Annotated in this window: 19 protein-coding genes and 2 tRNA genes; 3 read left to right on the forward strand and 18 right to left on the reverse strand. The window is 54.5% G+C overall.

Annotated features, from left to right (window positions below):
• Position 1: 1 nt before the first annotated feature.
• Positions 2 to 880, forward strand: a complete 879-nt coding sequence (locus tag ACP4QI_RS19485) for a U32 family peptidase (RefSeq protein ID WP_426495749.1) — start codon at positions 2 to 4, stop codon at positions 878 to 880.
• A 78-nt stretch (positions 881 to 958) separates the two neighbouring features.
• Positions 959 to 1,966 (forward strand): luciferase-like monooxygenase, encoded by a 1,008-nt coding sequence (locus ACP4QI_RS19490; RefSeq protein WP_426495748.1) that lies wholly within the window; start codon positions 959 to 961, stop codon positions 1,964 to 1,966.
• Between the two features lie 84 nt (positions 1,967 to 2,050).
• On the opposite strand, the gene mtr is transcribed toward ACP4QI_RS19490, so the two are convergent.
• The 12 genes from mtr to ACP4QI_RS19550 all read right to left on the reverse strand — a co-directional run bounded on the left by mtr (position 2,051) and on the right by ACP4QI_RS19550 (position 15,753).
• Positions 2,051 to 3,295 carry a tryptophan permease gene (gene mtr, locus ACP4QI_RS19495; RefSeq protein WP_285129160.1) on the reverse strand — a complete coding sequence of 415 codons (1,245 nt, stop codon included), beginning with the start codon at positions 3,293 to 3,295 and terminating at the stop codon, positions 2,051 to 2,053.
• 142 nt (positions 3,296 to 3,437) lie between these two features.
• Positions 3,438 to 5,363 (reverse strand): DEAD/DEAH family ATP-dependent RNA helicase, encoded by a 1,926-nt coding sequence (locus ACP4QI_RS19500; RefSeq protein WP_142487231.1) that lies wholly within the window; start codon positions 5,361 to 5,363, stop codon positions 3,438 to 3,440.
• Positions 5,356 to 5,436, reverse strand: a complete 81-nt coding sequence (gene yrbN, locus ACP4QI_RS19505) for a protein YrbN (protein WP_138370335.1) — start codon at positions 5,434 to 5,436, stop codon at positions 5,356 to 5,358. The genes ACP4QI_RS19500 and yrbN overlap by 8 nt, the downstream gene beginning before the upstream one ends.
• A 109-nt stretch (positions 5,437 to 5,545) precedes the next feature.
• Positions 5,546 to 6,430 carry a lipoprotein NlpI gene (gene nlpI, locus ACP4QI_RS19510; protein ID WP_142487232.1) on the reverse strand — a complete coding sequence of 295 codons (885 nt, stop codon included), beginning with the start codon at positions 6,428 to 6,430 and terminating at the stop codon, positions 5,546 to 5,548.
• A gap of 110 nt (positions 6,431 to 6,540) precedes the next feature.
• Positions 6,541 to 8,673, reverse strand: coding sequence for a polyribonucleotide nucleotidyltransferase (pnp, locus tag ACP4QI_RS19515; protein WP_142487233.1), 2,133 nt, complete (start codon positions 8,671 to 8,673; stop codon positions 6,541 to 6,543).
• A gap of 241 nt (positions 8,674 to 8,914) precedes the next feature.
• Positions 8,915 to 9,184, reverse strand: coding sequence for a 30S ribosomal protein S15 (rpsO, locus tag ACP4QI_RS19520; protein WP_032614416.1), 270 nt, complete (start codon positions 9,182 to 9,184; stop codon positions 8,915 to 8,917).
• A 152-nt stretch (positions 9,185 to 9,336) separates the two neighbouring features.
• The gene (gene truB / locus ACP4QI_RS19525) at positions 9,337 to 10,281 is read right to left on the reverse strand and encodes a tRNA pseudouridine(55) synthase TruB (RefSeq protein ID WP_285129162.1); all 945 of its coding nucleotides are present in this window, start codon (positions 10,279 to 10,281) and stop codon (positions 9,337 to 9,339) included.
• On the reverse strand, positions 10,281 to 10,682 hold the full coding sequence (gene rbfA, locus ACP4QI_RS19530) for a 30S ribosome-binding factor RbfA (protein ID WP_039031654.1): 402 nt from the start codon (positions 10,680 to 10,682) through the stop codon (positions 10,281 to 10,283). The genes truB and rbfA overlap by 1 nt, the downstream gene beginning before the upstream one ends.
• A gap of 104 nt (positions 10,683 to 10,786) precedes the next feature.
• Positions 10,787 to 13,477, reverse strand: a complete 2,691-nt coding sequence (gene infB, locus ACP4QI_RS19535) for a translation initiation factor IF-2 (RefSeq protein ID WP_142487235.1) — start codon at positions 13,475 to 13,477, stop codon at positions 10,787 to 10,789.
• A 24-nt stretch (positions 13,478 to 13,501) separates the two neighbouring features.
• Positions 13,502 to 14,989 (reverse strand): transcription termination factor NusA, encoded by a 1,488-nt coding sequence (gene nusA / locus ACP4QI_RS19540; protein WP_142487236.1) that lies wholly within the window; start codon positions 14,987 to 14,989, stop codon positions 13,502 to 13,504.
• 27 nt (positions 14,990 to 15,016) lie between these two features.
• Positions 15,017 to 15,469 (reverse strand): ribosome maturation factor RimP, encoded by a 453-nt coding sequence (gene rimP, locus ACP4QI_RS19545; protein WP_142487237.1) that lies wholly within the window; start codon positions 15,467 to 15,469, stop codon positions 15,017 to 15,019.
• 207 nt (positions 15,470 to 15,676) lie between these two features.
• A tRNA-Met gene (locus ACP4QI_RS19550) sits at positions 15,677 to 15,753 on the reverse strand.
• 286 nt (positions 15,754 to 16,039) lie between these two features.
• On the opposite strand from ACP4QI_RS19550, the gene argG reads away from it, so the two are divergent.
• Positions 16,040 to 17,386 carry an argininosuccinate synthase gene (gene argG / locus ACP4QI_RS19555; protein WP_142487238.1) on the forward strand — a complete coding sequence of 449 codons (1,347 nt, stop codon included), beginning with the start codon at positions 16,040 to 16,042 and terminating at the stop codon, positions 17,384 to 17,386.
• 146 nt (positions 17,387 to 17,532) lie between these two features.
• Here argG and ACP4QI_RS19560 read toward each other — a convergent pair.
• The 6 genes from ACP4QI_RS19560 to rlmE all read right to left on the reverse strand — a co-directional run bounded on the left by ACP4QI_RS19560 (position 17,533) and on the right by rlmE (position 23,123).
• Positions 17,533 to 17,619, reverse strand: a tRNA-Leu gene (locus tag ACP4QI_RS19560).
• 13 nt (positions 17,620 to 17,632) lie between these two features.
• The gene (gene secG, locus ACP4QI_RS19565) at positions 17,633 to 17,965 is read right to left on the reverse strand and encodes a preprotein translocase subunit SecG (RefSeq protein WP_032614427.1); all 333 of its coding nucleotides are present in this window, start codon (positions 17,963 to 17,965) and stop codon (positions 17,633 to 17,635) included.
• Positions 17,966 to 18,186: 221 nt separating this feature from the next.
• Positions 18,187 to 19,524 (reverse strand): phosphoglucosamine mutase, encoded by a 1,338-nt coding sequence (gene glmM / locus ACP4QI_RS19570; protein ID WP_142487239.1) that lies wholly within the window; start codon positions 19,522 to 19,524, stop codon positions 18,187 to 18,189.
• A complete protein-coding gene (gene folP / locus ACP4QI_RS19575; protein ID WP_142487240.1) occupies positions 19,517 to 20,365 on the reverse strand; it encodes a dihydropteroate synthase in 849 nt (282 codons plus the stop codon). The genes glmM and folP overlap by 8 nt, the downstream gene beginning before the upstream one ends.
• A 94-nt stretch (positions 20,366 to 20,459) precedes the next feature.
• The gene (gene ftsH, locus ACP4QI_RS19580) at positions 20,460 to 22,394 is read right to left on the reverse strand and encodes an ATP-dependent zinc metalloprotease FtsH (RefSeq protein WP_142487241.1); all 1,935 of its coding nucleotides are present in this window, start codon (positions 22,392 to 22,394) and stop codon (positions 20,460 to 20,462) included.
• Between the two features lie 102 nt (positions 22,395 to 22,496).
• The gene (gene rlmE / locus ACP4QI_RS19585; protein WP_032614435.1) at positions 22,497 to 23,123 is read right to left on the reverse strand and encodes a 23S rRNA (uridine(2552)-2'-O)-methyltransferase RlmE; all 627 of its coding nucleotides are present in this window, start codon (positions 23,121 to 23,123) and stop codon (positions 22,497 to 22,499) included.
• Positions 23,124 to 23,162 lie beyond the last annotated feature (39 nt).

The following is a 23,162-nucleotide window of genomic DNA, read 5'->3' on the forward strand; positions in this document are numbered from 1 at the left end:
CATGAAATATTCATTAGGGCCGGTGCTCTACTACTGGTCAAAAGAGGCGCTGGAGGATTTCTACCAGCAGGCGGCAACCAGCCAGGCCGATGTGATTTATCTGGGTGAGACAGTATGCAGTAAGCGTCGCGCCACCAAAGTGGGCGACTGGCTGGATATGGCGAAACGCCTGGCCGACAGCGGCAAGCAGGTGGTGCTTTCCACCCTGGCGCTGGTGCAGGCTTCGTCGGAACTGAACGAGCTGAAACGCTACGTCGATAACGGCGAGTTTCTGCTGGAAGCCAGCGATCTGGGCGTGGTGAACCTGTGCGCCGAGCGCAAACTGCCCTTTGTCGCCGGGCATGCCCTGAACTGCTATAACGCCGTTACCCTGCGTCTGCTGCTTAAACAAGGCATGACGCGCTGGTGTATGCCGGTTGAGCTTTCCCGTGACTGGCTGGTCAACATACTGGCCCAGTGCGACGAGCTGGGGATCCGCAACCAGTTTGAGGTGGAGGTGCTGAGCTACGGCCATCTGCCGCTGGCATACTCCGCCCGCTGCTTTACCGCGCGCTCCGAGAACCTGCCGAAAGACGAGTGCGAAACCTGCTGCATCAAATACCCGAACGGGCGCAGCATGCTGTCGCAGGAGAATCAGCAGGTGTTTGTCCTGAACGGCATTCAGACCATGAGCGGTTACGTTTACAACCTCGGTAACGAGCTGGCCTCAATGCAGGGGCTGGTGGATATGGTGCGTCTGTCGCCGCTGGACAACAGCGTGTTCGCAATGATTAACGCCTTCCGCGCCAACGAGAATGGCGCTGCCCCGCTGCCGCTTACCGCGAACAGCGAGTGCAACGGCTACTGGCGACGCCTTGCCGGGCTGGAGCTGCAGGCCTAAAAAAGGCTCACTTTGTTAACAATGATGGGTAAACTTTAATGCAATATTGAAGATTCACCGTCGACAAAGTGAGCTGTTATGACTGATAAATCGATTCCGTTTTCGGTGCTGGACCTGGCGCCGATCCCTGAAGGCTCCTCGGCAAGAGAAGCCTTTACCCACTCTCTGGATCTCGCCCGCCTGGCTGAACAGCGCGGCTATCATCGCTACTGGCTGGCGGAGCATCACAATATGGTCGGGATCGCCAGCGCAGCCACCTCGGTGCTGCTCGGCTATCTGGCGGCCAATACCACTATCCTGCATTTAGGCTCGGGCGGCGTGATGTTGCCGAACCACTCCCCGCTGGTGATTGCCGAACAGTTTGGCACCCTGAATACGCTCTACCCTGGCCGCATCGATCTTGGGCTGGGCCGTGCGCCGGGCAGCGATCAGCCGACCATGCGCGCGCTGCGCCGTCATATGAGTGGTGATATTGATAACTTCCCGCGCGATGTGGCGGAGCTGGTGGACTGGTTTGACGCTCAGGATCCGAACCCGCAGGTACGTCCGGTGCCGGGCTACGGCGAGCAGATCCCGGTCTGGCTGCTGGGCTCAAGTCTGTACAGCGCCCAGCTGGCCGCCCAACTGGGACTGCCGTTTGCCTTCGCGTCGCACTTTGCACCGGATATGCTGCATCAGGCGCTGCATCTCTATCGCACGAACTTCAAACCTTCTGCGCGGCTGGAAAAACCGTACGCGATGGTCTGTATCAACATCATTGCCGCCGACAGCAACCGCGATGCGGAATTCCTGTTTACCTCCATGCAGCAGGCATTTATGAAGCTGCGCCGCGGCGAAACGGGACAGCTGCCGCCGCCGGTGGAGAATATGCATCAGCTGTGGTCCGCCTCAGAGCAGTATGGCGTCCAGCAGGCACTGAGCATGTCGCTGGTGGGAGATAAAGCAAAAGTGCGCCACGGGCTGGAGGCGGTGCTGCGTGAAACCCAGGCCGACGAGATCATGGTGAACGGGCAGATTTTCGATCACCAGGCGCGGTTGCATTCGTTCGATCTGGCGATGCAGGTGAAAGAAGAGTTGGTGGGGTAGCCTTTTTGCCCGGTGGCGCTTCGCTTACCGGGCCTACGGGATCGCGTAGGCCGGATAAGGCGTAGCCGCCATCCGGCACAAAACTTACTGATACACCGGCAGCAGATTAAAGCTCGACAGCACATGCACCAGCGCGTTACCAATCCCAAACACCAGAATCAGCGCAATCATCGGCTTGCCGCCCCAGACGCGGAATTTTGGGCTGCCAAAGCGTTTACGTGATTTGCGTGCCAGCAGCGCTGGCACAATTGCCGCCCAGATGGTTGCCGCCAGCCCTGCATAGCCGATGGCGTACAGGAAACCGTTCGGCCACAGCAGACCACCGATCACCGGAGGCAGGAAGGTCAGCAGCGCAGTTTTCAGACGGCCCAGGGCAGAATCATCAAAGCCACACAGATCGGCCAGATAGTCAAACAGGCCCAGGGTCACGCCGAGGAAAGAGCTGGCCACGGCAAAGTTGGAGAAGATCACCAGCAGCAGATCCAGACTGCGGCTGTTCAGCACCCCGCTCAACGCCTGCACCAGCACATCAATATTACCGCCCTTCTCCGCAATACCGATGAACTCCGGACGTGGGATGTTACCCATCGTCCCCAGCAGCCAGATCGCATACAGACCCAGCGCCAGCAGCGTACCGTAGACCAGGCAGCGGGTGATGGTGCGCGGATCTTTGCCGTAATACTTCATCAGGCTCGGCACGTTGCCGTGATAGCCAAACGACGCCAGACAGAACGGCAGAGTCATCAGCAGATACGGCGAGTACGAGGTGTTGCTCTCCGCCACGTTAAACAGGGTGGCAGGCGTGACGTGCCCCAGCAGGCTGCCGAAGGTCAGGAAAAAGGTGATGACCTTCGCACCCAGCACAATGGCTGTCATCCGGCTGACCGCCCTGGTGCTCATCCAGACAATAAACGCCACGCCCAGCGCAAAGCACAGCCCCGCCAGCCGCGCCGGAACGTCCAGCGACATCTCCGAGAGGGTGTGATGCAGAATCGAGCCGCTCGCCGAGATATAGGCGTAGGTCAGGATATAGAGCACAAAGGCAATGGAGATGCCGTTGACGATGTTCCAGCGTTTGCCGAGCAGGTCGCGGGTGATGGTGTCGAAGCTCGATCCAATACGATAGTTGAGGTTTGCTTCAAGGATCATCAGGCCTGAATGCAGCATACAGAACCAGGTGAAGACCAGCGCTGCCAGCGACCAGAAAAACCACGCCCCGGACATCACCACCGGCAGGGAGAACATCCCTGCGCCAATGATGGTACCGCCGATGATCACCACACCGCCGAGCAGTGAGGGTGACGTTTGGGTGGTGGTTAGTGTCGCCATACAGCCTATTCTCCAGTCAATAATTTGGGACCTGCATCTTAATGTGCTGCACTGTACCAGTACAATAGTACAAAGGGAATAAAAAAAGCCCCGATAACAATATCGGGGCTGTATATTTTACTTTACGACTGAAGCGTAAGGCTTACGCGTCACGACGACGGGCTGGAGCACCGCCATCTTCACGACGTGGGCCGCGGCTTTCGCGACGCTCACCGCTGAAACGACCTGCACCTGGTGCAGCGCCTTCACGACGAGGACCACGGCCGCCTTCACGACGCTCACCGCCACCGAAACCACGGCCAGCAGGACGATCGCCCTCACGACGCGGACCACGGTCCGGACGCGGCTGAGCATCACCCAGCAGCTGCATGTTCATCGGCTTGTTCAGGATGCGGGTACGGGTAAAGTGCTGCAGAACCTCGCCCGGCATACCTTTTGGCAGCTCGATGGTGGAGTGGGTACCAAACAGCTTGATGTTACCGATGTAACGGCTGCTGATGTCGCCTTCGTTAGCGATCGCGCCAACGATGTGACGAACTTCAACACCGTCATCACGGCCCACTTCAATGCGGTACAGTTCCATTTCGCCAGCATCACGACGTTCGCGACGTGGACGGTCTTCACCACCACGCTCTGGACGGTCGCCACGCGGGCCACGATCGTTGCGGTCATTACGGTCGCCACGACGTTCGAAACGATCGTCACGGTCACGGAATTCACGCTTAGGACGCATCGGTGCATCTGGTGGCACGATCAGGGAACGTTCACCCTGAGCCATCTTCAGCAGAGCGGCAGCCAGCGTTTCCATATCCAGCTCTTCGCCTTCAGCGGTTGGCTGGATCTGCGCCAGCAGCGCACGGTACTGATCCAGATCGCTGCTTTCCAGCTGCTGCTGTACTTTCGCGGCGAATTTTTCCAGGCGGCGTTTGCCCAGCAGATCTGCGTTAGGCAGGTCAGCTTCTGGAATGGTCAGCTTCATGGTGCGTTCGATGTTACGCAGCAGACGACGCTCGCGGTTCTCAACGAACAGCAGCGCACGGCCCGCACGACCTGCACGACCGGTACGGCCGATACGGTGAACGTAAGACTCGGAGTCCATCGGGATGTCATAGTTAACAACCAGGCTGATACGCTCAACGTCCAGACCACGTGCTGCCACGTCGGTTGCAATCAGGATATCCAGACGACCGTCTTTCAGACGCTCCAGAGTCTGCTCACGCAGGGCCTGGTTCATGTCGCCGTTCAGCGCGGCGCTGTTGTAGCCGCTACGCTCCAGGGCTTCAGCCACTTCCAGGGTCGCATTTTTGGTACGAACGAAGATGATCGCCGCATCAAAATCTTCTGCTTCCAGGAAACGAACCAGCGCTTCATTTTTACGCATGCCGTATACAGACCAGTAGCTCTGGCTGATGTCCGGGCGAGTGGTTACGCTGGACTGGATACGCACTTCCTGCGGATCCTTCATGAAGCGACGGGTAATACGACGGATCGCTTCCGGCATGGTTGCAGAGAACAGAGCGGTCTGATGACCTTCCGGGATCTGCGCCATAATGGTTTCTACGTCTTCGATGAAGCCCATGCGGAGCATTTCGTCAGCTTCATCCAGCACCAGACCGCTCAGTTTAGAGAGATCCAGCGTACCGCGTTTCAGGTGATCCAGCAGACGACCCGGCGTACCGACGACAATCTGTGGGCCCTGACGCAGGGCGCGTAACTGCACGTCATAACGCTGGCCGCCGTACAGGGCAACCACGTTTACGCCGCGCATATGTTTAGAGAATTCAGTCATCGCTTCCGCAACCTGAACAGCCAGTTCACGGGTCGGAGCGAGTACGAGGATCTGCGGTGCACGCAGGTCCGGATCGATGTTGTTCAGCAGCGGCAGCGAGAACGCTGCAGTTTTACCGCTACCAGTCTGGGCCATGCCCAGCACGTCACGACCAGAGAGCAGATGTGGGATACATTCTGCCTGGATCGGAGATGGTTTTTCGTAACCCAGATCGTTAAGGGATTCAAGGATAGGAGCCTTCAGGCCCAGATCTGCAAAAGTGGTTTCGAATTCAGCCATGTAGTACGAGTGCCTCAATGTCAATGGCGGCCAGTCTACATAACTCATCGTGAAAATTTTCGGTAATTTTCATTGAAAGTGTGAACCGGCTCAAAGTAGGTGTATTGACGAACAACAACGCCCTCACCCGTTAAGATGATGGCAATCAAAAAATGATTACGGGCTGATGTTTATGTCGTCAGCTATTGCTGGTCCGATTCTGCCAGGTCGTCATGCTCCTGGCCCAAGAGCGATAATTCCAACAATGCATAACGGTGCTCAACATAGTTGTGTACGTTGTTAGCAACCGCTAATTTGAACAGTGCCGTGGCGCTGTCCATATCCCCCAGACTTAGGTAGTACTTACCTAAATAGAAGTTGGTTTCACTGAGATGCTCAGCGAGCGAGGTGTTATCCGTTGCGTCTGCCTTGAGCCTTTCCATCAGCGTTGCTTCACTGATGTTGCCCAGGTAGAACTCGACAATATTCCATCCCCACTGTGCCTTGTCCGATTTTTCGAAGCGTTGGTTTAACGCGTCTTTGGCCTGCTTCGCATCGAGCTTCTGCTCAACAAGGTAAAGCCACAGGCTACGGAAAGGGTCGTTAGGATCGTCTTGATAAAACGCCAGCAGATCATCTTGCGCTAACTTGTCACGACCGCCGTAATACAGGGCGATCCCGCGATTCAAGTGCGCGTAGTTGTAAGTTGGATCAAGCTCAAGTACAGAATCAAACGCTTCATAGGCAGCATCAAAATTGCCTGCCTGCGTTAAATAAATGCCTAAGTAGTTGAATACTTCCGGCATATCCGGTCGGATCGCCAACGCTTGTGAAAAATCATTTCGCGCCAGTGCCCTCAGACCGAGACTATCATACAACACTCCGCGCTCATATAAAAGCTGTGCGCGTTCGTCATCGGTTAAAGCCCGACTGGCAAGAATTTGTTCCATGCGTGCCAGAATCACTTCCTGCTGCAAAGTCGGTTGCAGTGGCACTGCGAGGACTTCACTTTTACGCCAGGCAGAGTTGCTGCATCCTGCCAGCGTCAAAGCTGTCGCAACGAAACACCAGCGCAGAAAAGGCTTCATTTCCCACTCCCGAAGACAACTATTGGATGAACGTCCTGTCCCCCGGCGGCTCAACAAGGCGTCCTGCCTGATAACAAGCCCCCCGCTTGCGCGGAGGGCAAACAGCAACCTTACTCGCCCTGTTCTGCTGCCGGAGCTTCCGGTGCAGCGGCAGATGACTGCTCAGTCGCTTCTTTAATGCTCAGACGGATACGGCCCTGACGGTCAACTTCCAGAACTTTAACCGGAACTTCCTGACCCATCTGCAGGTAATCGGTCACTTTCTCAACGCGCTTGTCAGCGATCTGAGAGATGTGAACCAGACCTTCTTTACCGCCACCGATGGCAACGAATGCGCCAAAGTCAACGATACGGGTCACTTTACCGCTGTAGATACGGCCCACTTCGATCTCTGCGGTGATCTCTTCGATACGACGGATAGCAAATTTCGCTTTCTCGCCGTCGGTCGCTGCGATCTTCACAGTACCGTCATCTTCGATTTCGATGGTGGTGCCGGTCTCTTCGGTCAGAGCACGGATAACAGAACCGCCTTTACCGATAACGTCTTTGATCTTGTCCGGGCTGATCTTGATGGTGTGGATACGTGGTGCGAACTGAGAAATGTCGCCACGTGGCGCGTTAATCGCCTGTTCCATCACGCTCAGGATGTGCAGACGTGCACCTTTCGCCTGGTTCAGCGCAGCATGCATGATCTCTTTGGTGATGCCTTCAATTTTGATATCCATCTGCAGGGCAGAGATACCTTCGCGGGAACCCGCAACTTTGAAGTCCATATCGCCCAGGTGATCTTCGTCGCCCAAGATGTCAGACAGAACAACGTAGTTGTCGCCTTCTTTCACCAGACCCATCGCGATACCCGCAACGGCAGCTTTCACCGGAACACCCGCGTCCATCAGTGCCAGAGAAGCACCACACACGGAAGCCATGGAAGAAGAACCGTTAGATTCGGTGATTTCAGAAACCACGCGAACGGTGTACGGGAATTTATCAGCATCTGGCATAACAGCCAGAACACCGCGCTTCGCCAGACGACCGTGACCAATTTCACGACGCTTCGGCGAACCTACCATACCGGTCTCACCAACGGAGTACGGAGGGAAGTTGTAGTGGAACAGGAAGCTGTCAGTGCGCTCGCCCATCAGTTCGTCGATGTTCTGTGCGTCACGGGCAGTACCCAGGGTCGCAGTAACCAGCGCCTGAGTTTCACCACGGGTGAACAGTGCGGAACCGTGAGTACGTGGCAGAACGCCAGTACGCACATCCAGACCACGGATCATGTCTTTTTCACGGCCATCGATACGCGGCTCGCCAGCCAGAACGCGGCTACGAACAACGTTTTTCTCGATAGCGTGCAGAATTTCGCTCAGCTCGTTCGCGTCCAGGGACTCATCTTCTGCAACCAGCGTAGCGATGGTTTCAGATTTGATGACGTCAACCTGAGCATAACGCTCTTGTTTGTCGGTGATGCGGTAAGCATCGCTCAGACGTGATTCAGCCTGGGCAGCAACGCGCGCGTTCAGCGCTTCGTTAACCGCTTCTGGCTGCCAGTCCCAACGTGGTTTACCGGCTTCTTTCACCAGATCGTTGATGTTCTGGATAACGATCTGCTGCTGCTCGTGGCCAAAGACCACCGCGCCCAGCATCTGGTCTTCGCTCAGCAGTTCTGCTTCGGATTCAACCATCAGTACCGCCGCTTCTGTACCCGCAACAACCAGGTCCAGCTTGCTCTCTTTCAGCTCGTCCTGAGTCGGGTTCAGAACGTACTGGTCGTTGATGTAACCCACGCGAGCAGAACCAATTGGACCGTTGAATGGAATACCAGACAGGGACAGGGCTGCAGATGCGCCGATCATCGCCACGATGTCCGGGTTAACCTGTGGGTTAACGGAAACAACGGTCGCGATAACCTGAACTTCGTTAACGAAGCCTTCCGGGAACAGCGGGCGAACCGGGCGGTCAATCAGACGCGCAATCAGGGTTTCGCCTTCGCTTGGACGGCCTTCACGACGGAAGAAGCCACCCGGGATTTTACCGGCAGCGTAGGTACGCTCCTGGTAGTTAACGGTCAGAGGGAAGAAGTCCTGACCTGGTTTTGCTTTTTTCTGGCCAACCACGGTTACGAATACCGCGGTGTCATCCATGCTTACCATAACGGCAGCAGTAGCCTGACGCGCCATCATGCCGGTTTCCAGCGTGACGGTGTGCTGACCGTACTGGAATTTACGAACGATCGGATTCAGCAAGATTCTGTCCTTTCTTAAATGAATGACAGCACACCAGAGGCGTGCTGACGTTTAACCGGACCTTCTTCGCATCCTCGCGACTAATGACAACCGACACCCCCATGGGTGAAGCCTCTCATTAGCCGCGCGAACCTCTGCAATGAAGATCATTTATAGCAACAATACATTAGTTTCCAGTGAATTGCTGCGGTCTGGTTGAAAAAAGGGGCCATAAGGCCCCCTTTTCTGAAACTCGCAAGACTTAGCGACGCAGGCCCAGACGCTCGATCAGCGCGGTGTAGCGTGCAACATCTTTACGTTTCAGGTAGTCGAGCAGTTTACGACGCTGAGAAACCATGCGCAGCAGACCACGACGGCTGTGGTGATCTTTTTTGTGCTCTGCAAAGTGACCCTGCAGGTGGTTAATCTGTGCAGTCAGCAGTGCAACCTGAACTTCGGTAGAACCGCTGTCGTTAGCATCACGACCAAACTCAGAAACGATTTTAGCTTTAGCTTCAACGCTTAGAGACATTTTAAAACTCCAAAGTATAAAGAATGAAAGGATGCCGATCTCTAATTCAGCTATCCCATGTATAACGCTTGCCAATTGTTAAACAATTCACCAGACGTTAAGCGGCAATATTCTACCCGCCTCCCCTGCTTATCGCAAGGTAAGGCGTCAGCTTATGCCGGATATTCGACCACCAGACGGCGCGGTGCAACACGACCTTCGTCGTCGATTTCACCCATGCCGATAAAGGTGTTGTCATCGCCTTCCGTAACGCGTACCAGCCCCTGATGAGGGACGTCAGTGGTGCGCACCGGATTACCATTTTTAAAGTAAACAGACGAGGTTAACGGCAAATTGACCACCGGATAGTCCGAAGCTGGACTGTCCATCGGCATCAGCAGTGGGTCCAGCAGATCGGCTGCATCGATACCCTGCACCTGTGCCTGCTCAACCAGCGCCTGCAGCTGCTCCAGCGTCACCATCCGTTCCGCCGGGTACTTACTGACCGCCAGACGACGCAGATAGATCACGTGTGCGCCACAGCCCAGCTTCTCGCCCAGATCGTCAATGATAGTACGGATGTAAGTGCCTTTTGAGCAGTGAACTTCCAGCTCCAGCTCATCACCTTCGTGGCGAATGAACAGCAGCTCGTACACCGTAATCGGGCGGGCTTCACGCGGCACTTCGATACCCTGGCGCGCATACTCGTAGAGTTTTTTGCCCTGGTATTTCAGTGCGGAATACATCGACGGCACCTGCTCGGTGTCGCCGCGGAAACTCTCCAGTGCAGCTTCAAGCTGTTCAGGGCTGAACGTTACCGGACGCTCTTCTACGACCTGACCATCCGCATCGGAAGTATCCGTGCGCTGGCCCAACTTCGCGATAACCCGGTAGCGTTTGTCAGAATCCAGCAGGTACTGGGAAAACTTCGTCGCTTCACCCAGGCAAACCGGCAGCATGCCGGTCGCCAGCGGATCCAGCGCACCGGTATGACCGGCACGGTTAGCATTGTAGAGACGTTTTACTTTTTGCAGCACGTCGTTGCTGGAAGCACCCTGGTGCTTATCCAGCAGCAGCACGCCGTGCACGTCGCGACCGCGACGACGAGGACGACTCATCAGTCCTCCTTTTTATCGTCCGGGTTCACACGACGCTCATCATCCTGCTTGACCACGCTGGTGACCAGGTTGGACATGCGCATCCCTTCAACCAGTGAGTTGTCGTAGAAGAAGGTCAGTTCCGGCACGATACGCAGGCGCATGGCTTTGCCCAGCAGAGATCGGATAAAACCGGAGGCATCCTGCAGGGCTTTGATGCCCAGCTTAACCGCGGCTTCATCCTGATCGTTCAGGAAGGTCACGAACACTTTGGCATAGGCCAGATCGCGGGACACTTCAACACCGGACACTGTCGTCATCATGCCCAGGCGTGGGTCTTTAATTTCGCGCTGCAGGATGATTGCGATCTCTTTTTGCATCTCCTGGGCAACGCGCTGTGGGCGACCAAATTCTTTCGCCATAATAAATTCTCCAGACAAAAAAGGGGCTCTTAGCCCCTTTTTATTAATTCTTGCCGGGTGGCGCGAGGCGATCCCGGCTTACATGTGGACTTATCCGCAGGGGATTAGTCGATGCTGCGTTGGATCTCGATGATCTCGAACACTTCGATCATATCGCCAACGCGAACGTCGTTGTAATTCTTCACGCCGATACCACATTCCATGCCGTTACGGACTTCGTTAACGTCATCTTTGAAGCGGCGCAGGGATTCCAGCTCGCCTTCATAGATAACCACGTTGTCACGCAGGACGCGGATTGGGTTGTGACGCTTGATGTTACCTTCGGTAACCATACAGCCCGCGATCGCACCGAATTTCGGTGATTTGAACACGTCACGTACTTCAGCCAGACCGATGATCTGCTGTTTCAGTTCCGGAGACAGCATACCGCTCATCGCCGCTTTCACTTCGTCGATCAGGTGATAGATGACGGAGTAGTAACGCAGATCCAGGCTTTCCGATTCGATCACGCGACGCGCAGAAGCATCGGCACGGACGTTGAAGCCAACCAGAATTGCGTTGGACGCTGCAGCCAGGGTTGCGTCGGTTTCGGTGATACCACCTACGCCAGAACCGATGATCTTCACTTTCACTTCGTCGGTAGACAGTTTCAGTAAAGAGTCGGAGATCGCTTCCACAGAACCCTGCACGTCCGCCTTCAGAACGACGTTCACTTCGTGAACTTCGCCTTCGGTCATGTTGGCAAACATGTTCTCGAGTTTAGATTTCTGCTGGCGAGCCAGTTTGACTTCACGGAATTTGCCCTGACGGTACAGCGCAACTTCACGCGCTTTCTTCTCGTCACGGACAACGGTCACTTCATCACCGGCAGCCGGAACACCGGACAGGCCCAGGATTTCCACAGGAATGGACGGACCTGCTTCCAGAACTTCACGACCCAGTTCGTCGCGCATTGCACGAACACGGCCATATTCGAAGCCACACAGCACGATGTCGCCTTTGTTCAGGGTACCTTCACGTACCAGAACGGTAGCAACCGGGCCACGACCTTTGTCCAGGAAGGACTCGATCACCGCGCCGCTTGCCATACCATTGCGAACCGCTTTCAGCTCCAGAACTTCAGCCTGCAGCAGGATAGCGTTCAGCAGGTCATCGATACCGGTACCCACTTTTGCAGAAACCGGGATGAACTGAGACTCGCCGCCCCACTCTTCCGGCATAACGCCGTACTGGGACAGTTCGTTTTTAACGCGATCCATGTCCGCTTCTGGCTTATCGATTTTGTTCACTGCAACAACCAGAGGCACCTGCGCCGCTTTAGCGTGCTGGATAGCTTCGATTGTCTGCGGCATCACGCCATCGTCTGCTGCTACCACCAGAACAACGATATCCGTTGCCTGCGCACCACGAGCACGCATAGAGGTAAACGCGGCGTGGCCCGGGGTATCCAGGAAGGTGATCATCCCGTTGTCGGTTTCTACGTGGTAGGCACCGATGTGCTGGGTAATGCCGCCTGCTTCGCCGGAGGCCACTTTCGTGGAACGAATGTAGTCCAGCAGAGAGGTTTTACCGTGGTCAACGTGACCCATGATGGTCACAACCGGTGCACGCGGCTCAGCGGCTGCGCCAGTGTCACGGTCGCTCATTACCGCTTCTTCCAGCTCGTTTTCACGACGCAGGATAACTTTGTGGCCCATCTCTTCGGCAACCAGCTGTGCGGTTTCCTGGTCGATAACCTGGTTGATGGTCGCCATAGCGCCCAGCTTCATCATCGCTTTGATGACCTGAGAGCCTTTAACAGCCATCTTGTTAGCCAGATCGCCAACGGTGATGGTTTCGCCAATGATTACGTCACGGTTAACGGCCTGAGCTGGCTTCTGGAAGCCTTGCTGCAGCGCGGAACCTTTACGCTTGCCGCCTTTACCGCCGCGACCCGCTGCACGCGCTTCTTCGCGATCGGCTTTGGATTCAGCGTGCTTGTTACCTTTCTTCTGAGGACGGGCAGTTTTCGATGCGGTGCGGGTACGGCCACGGCCACCTTCAACCTCACGGTCGTTTTCGTCTTCTGCCTGGCGCGCGTGCTGAGAAGTGGTTACGTGGTAATCACTGGTGTCTTCTGTCTGCTCAACAGGATTAACACCATTCTTCTCGTTTTCTTCTGCCATACGGCGCGCTTCTTCAGCAACACGACGTGCGTCTTCTTCCAGCTTACGGCGAGCTTCTTCTTCCGCTTTACGCTTCAGTTCAGCAGCTTCATTTTCACGACGGGCTTTTTCCGTCTGGGCTGTTTTGGTCATTTCGTCAGTCTGTTGATTGCTCACTTTGTCTTTTTCCGCCGCGTCACGCTTCGCTTTATCACTGGCATCGCGCTTCGCTTTTTCTGCGGCCTCACGTTCAGCTTTTAATTCTGCCTCACGCTTGGCAGTTGCTTCTGCCTCACGCTGAGCTTGTTCTTCCGCTTCACGCTGTGCCTGCTCTTCCGCGGCAAGGCGTTCTGCCTCTTGCGGATCACGTTTTACAAAGGTGCGCGTCTTGCGGACTTCGATTTGTACCGATTTGCTTTTTCCACCGGTACCTGGAACATTTAACGTACTGCGCGTTTTACGCTGTAACGTCAGTTTATCAGGCGCTGAACCGTGTTCACGGTTCAGGTGCGATAATAAGGTTTGTTTCTCTTGCGCGGTCACTGAGTCATCAGCGGACTTCGGGATCCCTGCATCAGCAAATTGCTGTACCAGGCGGTCCACGGAAGTCTGAATCTCAGCAGCCAGCGTTTTTACAGTTACATCAGTCATGCTGTTCCTTCCTGCTACAGTTTATTACGCTTCGTCGCCGAACCAGCAAATATTACGTGCGGCCATGATGAGCTCGCCGGCTTTCTCGTCGGTTAAACCTTCGATATCAGCCAGGTCATCAACGCCTTGTTCAGCGAGATCTTCCAGCGTACAAACACCACGGGCAGCCAGCTTGAACGCAATCGCACGATCAAGACCTTCCAGATTCAGCAGGTCATCAGCCGGCTTGTTATCACCAAGGCTTTCTTCCTGAGCCAGTGCCAGGGTGGTCAGTGCGTTTTTAGCGCGGTCACGCAGGGCTTCAACGGTTGCTTCATCCAGACCGTCAATTTCCAGCAGTTCTTTCATTGGCACATAGGCCAACTCTTCCAGCGTTGAGAAACCTTCTTCAACCAGAACGGTGGCGAAGTCTTCGTCAATGTCCAGGTACTTAGTGAAGGTATCAATGGCTGCATGGGCTTCTGCCTGATGCTTAGCCTGCAGGTCGTCAACGGTCATTACGTTGAGTTCCCAACCGCTCAGCTGTGAAGCCAGACGGACGTTCTGACCGTTACGGCCGATAGCCTGCGCCAGGTTACCTGCTTCAACGGCGATATCCATGGTGTGCTTGTCTTCGTCTACTACGATAGACGCTACATCAGCCGGTGCCATCGCGTTAATCACGAACTGCGCCGGGTTGTCGTCCCACAGAACGATATCAATACGCTCGCCGCCGAGTTCAGTCGAAACAGCCTGAACGCGCGCGCCACGCATACCGACGCAAGCGCCTACCGGATCGATACGCTTATCGTTGGTTTTCACCGCGATTTTCGCACGGGAACCCGGATCGCGGGCAGCGGCTTTAATCTCAATCACTTCTTCGCCAATTTCTGGCACTTCAATGCGGAACAGTTCGATCAGCATTTCAGGTTTAGAACGGGTTACGAACAGCTGTGCGCCACGTGCTTCTGGACGCACGGAGTACAGTACGCCACGAATGCGGTCACCCGGGCGGAAGTTTTCGCGCGGCAGCATATCTTCACGCAGAATAACTGCTTCGGCGTTGCTACCCAGATCCAGGGAGATGTTGTCGCGGTTAACTTTTTTCACCACGCCGGTAATGATCTCGCCTTCGTGCTCGCGGAACTGGTCAACGACCATGGCGCGCTCAGCTTCACGTACTTTCTGAACGATAACCTGTTTAGCAGTCTGGGTGGTGATACGGTCGAAGGTTACGGATTCGATCTGATCTTCAACGTAATCGTCGAGGTTCAGGCTTTCGTCTTCGAAACGTGCCGCTTCCAGGGTGATCTCTTTCGTAGGCTGGGTGACTTCTTCAACAATAACCCAACGACGGAATGTATCGAAGTCGCCGCTTTTGCGATCGATTTCAACGCGGACATCGATCTCTTGTTCGTATTTTTTCTTGGTTGCCGTAGCCAGTGCACTTTCCAGCGCTTCGAAAATCTTCTCGCGCGGCAGTGATTTTTCGTTGGAAACGGCTTCAACAACAGCCAAAATTTCTTTGTTCATCGCGGGCTTTTCACCTCATCCAGACTGTTAAAAGTGGGGAACCAGGTTCGCCTTCTGGATATTACTCAGCGCGAACACTTCATCTTTGCCTTCGACTGTTACTGTGATCATCTCACCATCAACGGCCTTAATAACGCCCTGCCATTTACGGCGGTTTTGTACAGCCATACGCAGAACGAGAGCCGCCTCTTCACCAATGTAGTGAGTGTAGTGTTCAGCAGTGAACAGCGGGCGATGCAGACCAGGCGAGGAAACTTCCAGGTTATAGGCGACGGTAATGGGATCTTCAACATCAAGAACCGCACTCACCTGGTGGCTAACATCAGCACAATCATCAACATTGATGCCATCTTCACTATCAATATAGATGCGCAGCGTGGATGTACGGCTGCGAATGAATTCGATGCCGACCAGTTCGTAGCCCAGTGCTTCGACTGGTGCTTTAATCATCTCTGTTAATTTTTGGTCTAATGTGGACAAGCCCACCCCCAAGACGTAAAAAAAGGGCATAAAGCCCAGTTATTCTGTAGTCAGATAACAAAAAACCCCGATAAATCGGGGCTTTAGATAACTGAACCCTATAGCCACAACAGTGGCCTGGAGCACTTTCAAAAAGAATTTTTTCAAATCCAGCTACGAAGGCGCTAAGTCTTCACAGTATATTTGAAAAAGGACTTTATAGGAAAGTGGTTGCGGGGGCCGGATTTGAACCGACGACCTTCGGGTTATGAGCCCGACGAGCTACCAGGCTGCTCCACCCCGCGCCTGAAACGTGGCAAATTCTACTCGCTGTGGGTAAAAAATGCAAATAATGCTGGGATTTGGTACCGAGGACGGGACGTAAAATCGGCGTACAGTATATTGATAGCGGACGCCGCCTGTCAACCCTGTGAACCACAGCGATTCAGGCGGGAAATTTTTACAAAAAATACACGAATCACTTTCGGTACTTGCCAAAAGATGATTAAATGAAAACTCACTTATTCTGCATAAAAATGCATTTAGGGTGAAAGCGATCACTCATCAGTCAATCAAGCAGGGTTTTATTTTATGACGACGATTCTCAAGCATCTTCCGCAAGGACAACGTATTGGCATCGCTTTTTCAGGCGGCCTGGATACCAGCGCTGCACTGCTGTGGATGCGCCAGAAGGGAGCGGTTCCTTATGCATATACTGCGAACCTGGGTCAGCCGGATGAGGACGATTATGATGCGATCCCTCGTCGTGCCATGGAGTACGGTGCAGAGAACGCACGCCTGATTGACTGCCGTAAGCAGCTGGTTGCCGAAGGTATCGCTGCCATTCAGTGTGGCGCATTCCATAACACTACCGGCGGCCTGACCTATTTCAATACCACCCCGCTGGGCCGTGCCGTTACCGGCACCATGCTGGTTGCCGCGATGAAAGACGATGGCGTTAACATCTGGGGTGATGGCAGCACCTATAAAGGCAACGACATTGAGCGTTTCTACCGCTATGGCCTGCTGACTAACGCTGAACTGCAGATCTACAAGCCATGGCTGGATACTGACTTCATCGACGAACTCGGTGGCCGTCACGAAATGTCCGAATTTATGATCGCCTGTGGCTTTGACTACAAAATGTCAGTCGAGAAAGCTTACTCCACCGACTCCAACATGCTGGGTGCAACGCACGAAGCAAAAGACCTGGAATTCCTGAACTCCAGCGTGAAGATCGTTAACCCGATCATGGGCGTGAAGTTCTGGGACGAAAACGTCAAAATCCAGGCGGAAGAAGTGACCGTGCGTTTTGAACGCGGCCACCCGGTTGCCCTGAACGGCCAGACCTTCTCTGACGATGTGGAACTGATGCTGGAAGCAAACCGCATCGGCGGCCGCCATGGTCTGGGCATGAGCGATCAGATTGAAAACCGTATCATCGAAGCGAAAAGCCGTGGCATCTATGAAGCGCCGGGGATGGCGCTGCTGCACATCGCTTATGAGCGTCTGCTGACCGGTATTCACAACGAAGACACCATTGAGCAGTACCACTCTCATGGCCGTCAGTTGGGCAAACTGCTGTATCAGGGCCGTTGGTTCGATCCGCAGGCGCTGATGCTGCGTGATGCCCTGCAGCGTTGGGTGGCAAGCGCGATTACCGGTGAAGTGACCCTGGAACTGCGTCGCGGTAATGACTACTCGATTCTGAATACCGTGTCTGACAACCTGACCTATCAGGCAGAGCGTCTGACCATGGAAAAAGGCGAGTCCGTCTTCTCCCCGGACGATCGTATCGGTCAGCTGACCATGCGCAACCTGGATATCACCGATACTCGCGCCAAGCTGTTCACCTATACCGAGAATGGTCTGCTCTCCGTATCAACAGGTAACGGTCTGCCGCAGGTCGAGAATCTGGAAAACAGCGATAAGCAGTAATCGCGAACAAAAAATGCAAAAGGCGCCTGAGGGCGCCTTTTTTGTAGTTGTGTTTTCCCGGGCCCGGCAAGCATCGCACCGCCGGGCAATATCACAAACTACAGACGAAAAAAAAGACGTCTTGCGACGTCTTTTCTTCGGAATATTGGTACTGAGGATGGGACTCGAACCCACAAGCCCGTTAGGGCACTACCACCTCAAGGTAGCGTGTCTACCAATTCCACCACCTCAGCACTGTTACTTCTATTACTGCGGGATATCGCTGGTCGGCTTAGCCGGTGCAGCTGGCTGAGTCTGCTCGGATTTCGCCGGTGCGCTCAGATTTTCCCACTCGCTTCCTTTACTGGTCTTGTTGCTGTTGATATTGCCAAGCGCCAGACTGATGATGAAAAACAGCGTTGCCAGAATCGCCGTTGCGCGGGTCATGAAGTTACCAGAACCACTTGAACCGAACAGCGTACCAGAAGCGCCTGCTCCAAAAGAGGCCCCCATATCAGCGCCTTTACCTTGCTGCAGCATAATCAACGCTACCAGAGCGATGGCTACAATAAGGAAAACTACCAAAAGAGCTTCGTACATAATCAACCTGTTCCTTGCGGATTTGCCGCATACCAATGCTTCAACCAATAAGCAGGAGTTTTGCTTTCCCACTGAAGCGGGTGTGAATACTAACCAAAGCGAATGACCTTCGCAAGGGCAATTTCAGCTCATTGTATCAAGTGCGGAAAAAAACAGCAAAACCGCAGCCACTGAGCAAAACAAAGGCGGCAAGCGCCGCCTTTTTAGACACTTAACGAGAATTATGCTGCTTTTACGGCATCGGCGATGCGATGCGCAAATTCAGTCACCTGCGCTTCGTCTTCCCCTTCCACCATCACGCGGATCAGCGGCTCGGTGCCAGACTTACGCAGCAGGACGCGGCCACGTGAGCCCAGGGCCGCTTCGACCTCAGCCATCACCGATTTAACATTGTCGTTTTCCAGCGGATCGCCTTTACCGGCCGTGAAGCGGACGTTAACCAGGATCTGCGGGAACATTTTCATCCCGCTGCACAGATCGTGCAGGGACATATGGTTACGTACCATGGCCGCGACCACCTGCAGACTTGCCACAATGCCGTCACCGGTGGTGGTTTTGTCGAGCAGGATCACGTGACCGGAGTTTTCCGCACCGATGCGCCAGCCTTTCTCCTGCAGTTTTTCCAGCACGTAGCGATCGCCCACTTTCGCGCGCACAAACGGAATACCGAGTTGTTTGAGCGCCAGCTCCAGGCCCATGTTGCTCATCAACGTCCCGACGGCACCGCCGCGCAGCTGCCCCTGGCGCAGGCCTTCACGGGCAATGATATAGAGGATCTGATCCCCGTCGACCTTATTACCTTCGTGGTCAACCATGATCACACGGTCGCCGTCGCCGTCATAGGCGATGCCCAGATCGGCCTTCTCTGCCAGGACGCGCGCCTGCAGTGCGCGAACATCCGTAGCCCCCACTTCAGCGTTAATGTTCAGCCCGTTAGGTTCACAACCAATGGCCACAACCTGCGCACCCAGTTCGCGGAACACGTTTGGCGCGATGTGGTAGGTTGCACCGTTCGCGCAGTCGACCACAATTTTCAGATGGCTGAGGCTCAGCTCGTTCGGGAAAGTGCCTTTACAGAATTCAATGTAGCGGCCCGCAGCATCGACGATACGGCTGGCTTTACCCAGTTCAGCGGAGTCAACGCAGGTCAGCTCTTTTTCCATTTCCGCTTCGATGGCCTCTTCGACATCGTCCGGCAGTTTGGTGCCGTCGATTGAGAAGAATTTGATGCCGTTATCGTAGAACGGGTTATGAGATGCAGAGATTACAATTCCCGCTTCTGCGCGGAAGGCTCGGGTGAGATAGGCTACGGCTGGCGTCGGCATTGGACCGGTAAAGGAGGCTGAGAGCCCCGCCGCGGAAAGACCCGCTTCCAGCGCCGATTCGAGCATATAGCCAGAGATACGCGTATCTTTGCCGATAATGATTTTGCGCGAGCCGTGGCTTGCCAGCACTTTGCCAGCCGCCCAGCCTAACTTCAGCACAAACTCAGGTGTGATTGGCGCATCGCCCACGCGTCCACGAATGCCGTCGGTACCAAAAAATTTACGATTACTCATAGCGGTTGTTTTCCTTAGCTGCCAGTGTGGCTTCCACCACTCGCATGGCTTCTGCTGTCTCTTTTACGTCATGGACGCGAATTATATGCGCTCCCTGCATCGCTGCAATGACCGCGCAGGCCAGACTCCCGTTCAGGCGGTCTGAAGGCCCAACGTTAAGCAACTGACCTACCATTGATTTTCGTGACATCCCGACCAGTAGCGGCAGGCCAAAATGGTGAAACTCAGATAAGCGCGCAAGAAGCTCGAAGTTATGAGAGAGATTTTTACCGAAACCGAATCCCGGGTCGAGCAGCAATTTCTCTTTTGAGATGCCGGCACGCTCACAACGCGCAATATGTTCAACAAAATAGCGGTTCACATCAGCAAACACGTCGTCATATTTCGGCGCATCCTGCATGGTTTTCGGCTGGCCCTGCATATGCATCAGACAAACCGGCAATCCAGTCTCTGCGGCGGCCTCAAGTGCCCCCGGCTCGGTAAGGGAGCGGATATCATTAATAATGTGAGCGCCCACTCTCGCTGATTCGCGAATGACCTCAGGTTTAGAGGTATCCACCGAGATCCAGACCTCAAAACGCTGCGCAAGGGCTTCGACCACCGGGATCACCCTGGACAACTCTTCGTCCACGCTAACATCAGCCGCGCCCGGTCGCGTCGACTCCCCGCCAACGTCGATGATGGTCGCCCCGGCGTTGATCATCAGATTCGCATGCCTGACCGCCTCAATCAGCGTGTTATGCGTACCGCCATCGGAGAAAGAGTCTGGCGTGACGTTCAGGATCCCCATCACATGCGGATGAGTCAGATCGAGATAAGAATCCTGGGCGAAGAGTTTCATGGCAAATCCCTGAGTTTTTGGTTAAGCAGACAAGAAAAACCCCGGGGCAAGCCCCAGGGTTTCAGGTAAAGAGAACATCATCTACAGCGGTGACTTATTTGTCGCCCAACTGTTCTGACATGGTGTTGCCCGGGTTTGGCGTACGCGGTTCATCGACCGGACGCGGCGCACGTGGCGTGCCATTGTTGTCAGAGTTGTTGGACGTACCTGGATCTTCCCAACCCGCTGGCGGACGCACATCGCGGCGTGCCATCAGGTCGTCGATCTGCGGTGCATCGATAGTCTCATATTTCATGAGCGCATCTTTCATCGCGTGCAGGATATCCATATTGTCATTCAGGATCTGACGCGCGCGACCGTAGTTACGTTCAACGAGCGACTTCACTTCCTGGTCGATGATACGCGCTGTCTCATCGGACATATGCTTCGCTTTCGCCACGCTGCGGCCGAGGAAGACTTCGCCCTCTTCTTCCGCATACAGCAGCGGACCGAGTTTGTCGGAGAAGCCCCACTGGGTCACCATGTTACGTGCCAGGTTAGTCGCGACTTTAATGTCGTTGGACGCACCGGTCGAAACATGTTCCACACCGTAGATAATCTCTTCTGCCAGACGACCACCGTAGAGGGTTGAAATCTGACTTTCCAGTTTCTGACGGCTGGCGCTGATGGCATCGCCTTCCGGCAGGAAGAACGTTACGCCCAGCGCACGACCACGCGGAATAATCGTCACTTTATGCACCGGATCGTGTTCCGGCACCAGACGACCGATAATCGCATGACCTGCTTCGTGGTAAGCCGTGGACTCTTTCTGCGCTTCCGTCATCACCATGGAGCGACGTTCCGCACCCATCATGATTTTGTCTTTCGCTTTCTCGAACTCCACCATCGAGACCACACGCTTATTGCCGCGAGCAGCAAACAGTGCAGCTTCGTTCACCAGGTTAGCCAGATCGGCACCGGAGAAGCCCGGGGTACCGCGCGCAATAATTGCCGCATCGATGTCCGGAGACAGCGGTACGCGACGCATGTGCACTTTCAGGATCTGCTCACGACCACGAACGTCTGGCAGACCGACCACAACCTGACGGTCAAAACGGCCTGGACGCAGCAGCGCAGGGTCAAGAACGTCCGGACGGTTAGTTGCCGCGATAACGATAATGCCTTCGTTACCTTCGAAGCCATCCATCTCAACCAGCATCTGGTTCAGCGTCTGCTCACGTTCATCGTGACCACCGCCCAGGCCTGCGCCACGCTGGCGGCCTACGGCGTCGATTTCATCGATAAAGATGATGCACGGTGCCGCTTTCTTGGCCTGTTCGAACATGTCACGCACACGGGATGCACCGACACCAACGAACATTTCCACGAAGTCAGAACCGGAAATGGTAAAGAACGGTACCTTCGCTTCACCGGCGATAGCTTTCGCCAGCAGGGTTTTACCGGTACCAGGAGGACCTACCATCAGAACGCCTTTCGGGATCTTACCGCCCAGTTTCTGGAAACGGCTCGGCTCACGCAGGTATTCAACCAGTTCACCCACCTCTTCTTTTGCTTCATCGCAGCCTGCGACGTCAGCAAAAGTGGTTTTGATCTGGTCTTCCGTCAACATACGCGCCTTGCTCTTACCGAACGACATGGCACCTTTGCCACCGCCGCCCTGCATTTGACGCATAAAGAAGATCCAGACGCCGATAAGCAGCAGCATCGGGAACCAGGAAATGAAGATAGAAGCCAGCAGGCTTGGCTCTTCCGGCGGCTCACCTACCACCTTGACGTTTTTAGTCAGAAGGTTATCAAGCAGCTTAGGATCGTTCACCGGAATGTAAGTCGTGTAACGGTTACTATCTTTCTTGGTAACGTTGATCTCACGTCCGTTGATACGCGCTTCGCGAACCTGATCCTGGTTGACCTCTTGCAGGAAGGTAGAGTAGTCCACCTTACGGCCATTAGACTCGCTGGGCCCAAAGCTCTGGAATACTGACATCAGCACAACGGCAATGACCAGCCAGAGTATTAGGTTTTTCGCCATGTCACTCAAGGGATTAACCTCTTATTACAACTGTGTTAAAAACAGCGTCAGGATACTCTGTATCCGATTTATTTCAAACTTTCGCCTGAAATCCACCGGCTATCATTTTCGCCCGGTCGCTACAATATACACTTCACGTGAACGCGCACGTGAAGAGTCCGGCTTACGAACTTTGACCTTCGTAAACAGGGAGCGAATTTCCTTCAGATACTCCTCGAAACCTTCGCCCTGGAACACCTTCACTAAAAAACTACCACCCGGCGCTAATACATCACGACTCATTTCTAACGCCAGTTCTACCAGATACATGGAGCGAGGGATATCCACCGCCGGTGTTCCGCACATATTTGGCGCCATATCGGACATGACAACCTGAACTTTACTGTCACCTACCCGTTCAAGTAACGCTTTCAGTACTAATTCATCACGAAAATCGCCCTGAAGGAAGTCCACACCAACGATGGGATCCATAGGCAAAAGATCGCAGGCGATGATTCGGCCGGTTCCGCCGATTTGTGTCACCGCATATTGCGACCATCCACCGGGCGCTGCACCGAGGTCGACAACCGTCATCCCCGGCTTAAAGAGTTTGTCACTTTGCTGTATTTCATCAAGTTTAAACCAGGCACGGGAACGTAACCCCTTTTTCTGTGCCTGTAGAACATATTTATCGCTAAAGTGTTCCTGGAGCCAGCGGCTCGAGCTTGCAGAACGCTTTTTACCTGTCATTTAACTTTCCGTCCTGGTTCATCGTAGCCTGTGGTGTAA

This window comes from Leclercia sp. TB492, from assembly GCF_049974505.2.
Classification (GTDB): domain Bacteria; phylum Pseudomonadota; class Gammaproteobacteria; order Enterobacterales; family Enterobacteriaceae; genus Enterobacter; species Enterobacter adecarboxylatus_C.

What these genes read in the sequence shown, in the direction of transcription:
- nusA (WP_142487236.1), bottom strand. Translation starts at nt 14,989, where the DNA reads ATGAACAAAGAAATTTTGGCTGTTGTTGAAGCCGTTTCCAACGAAAAA.
- infB (WP_142487235.1), bottom strand. Translation starts at nt 13,477, where the DNA reads ATGACTGATGTAACTGTAAAAACGCTGGCTGCTGAGATTCAGACTTCC.
- rlmE (WP_032614435.1), bottom strand. Translation starts at nt 23,123, where the DNA reads ATGACAGGTAAAAAGCGTTCTGCAAGCTCGAGCCGCTGGCTCCAGGAA.
- truB (WP_285129162.1), bottom strand. Translation starts at nt 10,281, where the DNA reads ATGAGTCGTCCTCGTCGTCGCGGTCGCGACGTGCACGGCGTGCTGCTG.
- folP (WP_142487240.1), bottom strand. Translation starts at nt 20,365, where the DNA reads ATGAAACTCTTCGCCCAGGATTCTTATCTCGATCTGACTCATCCGCAT.
- ACP4QI_RS19500 (WP_142487231.1), bottom strand. Translation starts at nt 5,363, where the DNA reads ATGGCTGAATTCGAAACCACTTTTGCAGATCTGGGCCTGAAGGCTCCT.
- nlpI (WP_142487232.1), bottom strand. Translation starts at nt 6,430, where the DNA reads ATGAAGCCTTTTCTGCGCTGGTGTTTCGTTGCGACAGCTTTGACGCTG.
- ACP4QI_RS19485 (WP_426495749.1), top strand. Translation starts at nt 2, where the DNA reads ATGAAATATTCATTAGGGCCGGTGCTCTACTACTGGTCAAAAGAGGCG.
- argG (WP_142487238.1), top strand. Translation starts at nt 16,040, where the DNA reads ATGACGACGATTCTCAAGCATCTTCCGCAAGGACAACGTATTGGCATC.
- secG (WP_032614427.1), bottom strand. Translation starts at nt 17,965, where the DNA reads ATGTACGAAGCTCTTTTGGTAGTTTTCCTTATTGTAGCCATCGCTCTG.
- rpsO (WP_032614416.1), bottom strand. Translation starts at nt 9,184, where the DNA reads ATGTCTCTAAGCGTTGAAGCTAAAGCTAAAATCGTTTCTGAGTTTGGT.
- glmM (WP_142487239.1), bottom strand. Translation starts at nt 19,524, where the DNA reads ATGAGTAATCGTAAATTTTTTGGTACCGACGGCATTCGTGGACGCGTG.
- rbfA (WP_039031654.1), bottom strand. Translation starts at nt 10,682, where the DNA reads ATGGCGAAAGAATTTGGTCGCCCACAGCGCGTTGCCCAGGAGATGCAA.
- ftsH (WP_142487241.1), bottom strand. Translation starts at nt 22,394, where the DNA reads ATGGCGAAAAACCTAATACTCTGGCTGGTCATTGCCGTTGTGCTGATG.
- mtr (WP_285129160.1), bottom strand. Translation starts at nt 3,295, where the DNA reads ATGGCGACACTAACCACCACCCAAACGTCACCCTCACTGCTCGGCGGT.
- yrbN (WP_138370335.1), bottom strand. Translation starts at nt 5,436, where the DNA reads ATGAAAATTACCGAAAATTTTCACGATGAGTTATGTAGACTGGCCGCC.
- ACP4QI_RS19490 (WP_426495748.1), top strand. Translation starts at nt 959, where the DNA reads ATGACTGATAAATCGATTCCGTTTTCGGTGCTGGACCTGGCGCCGATC.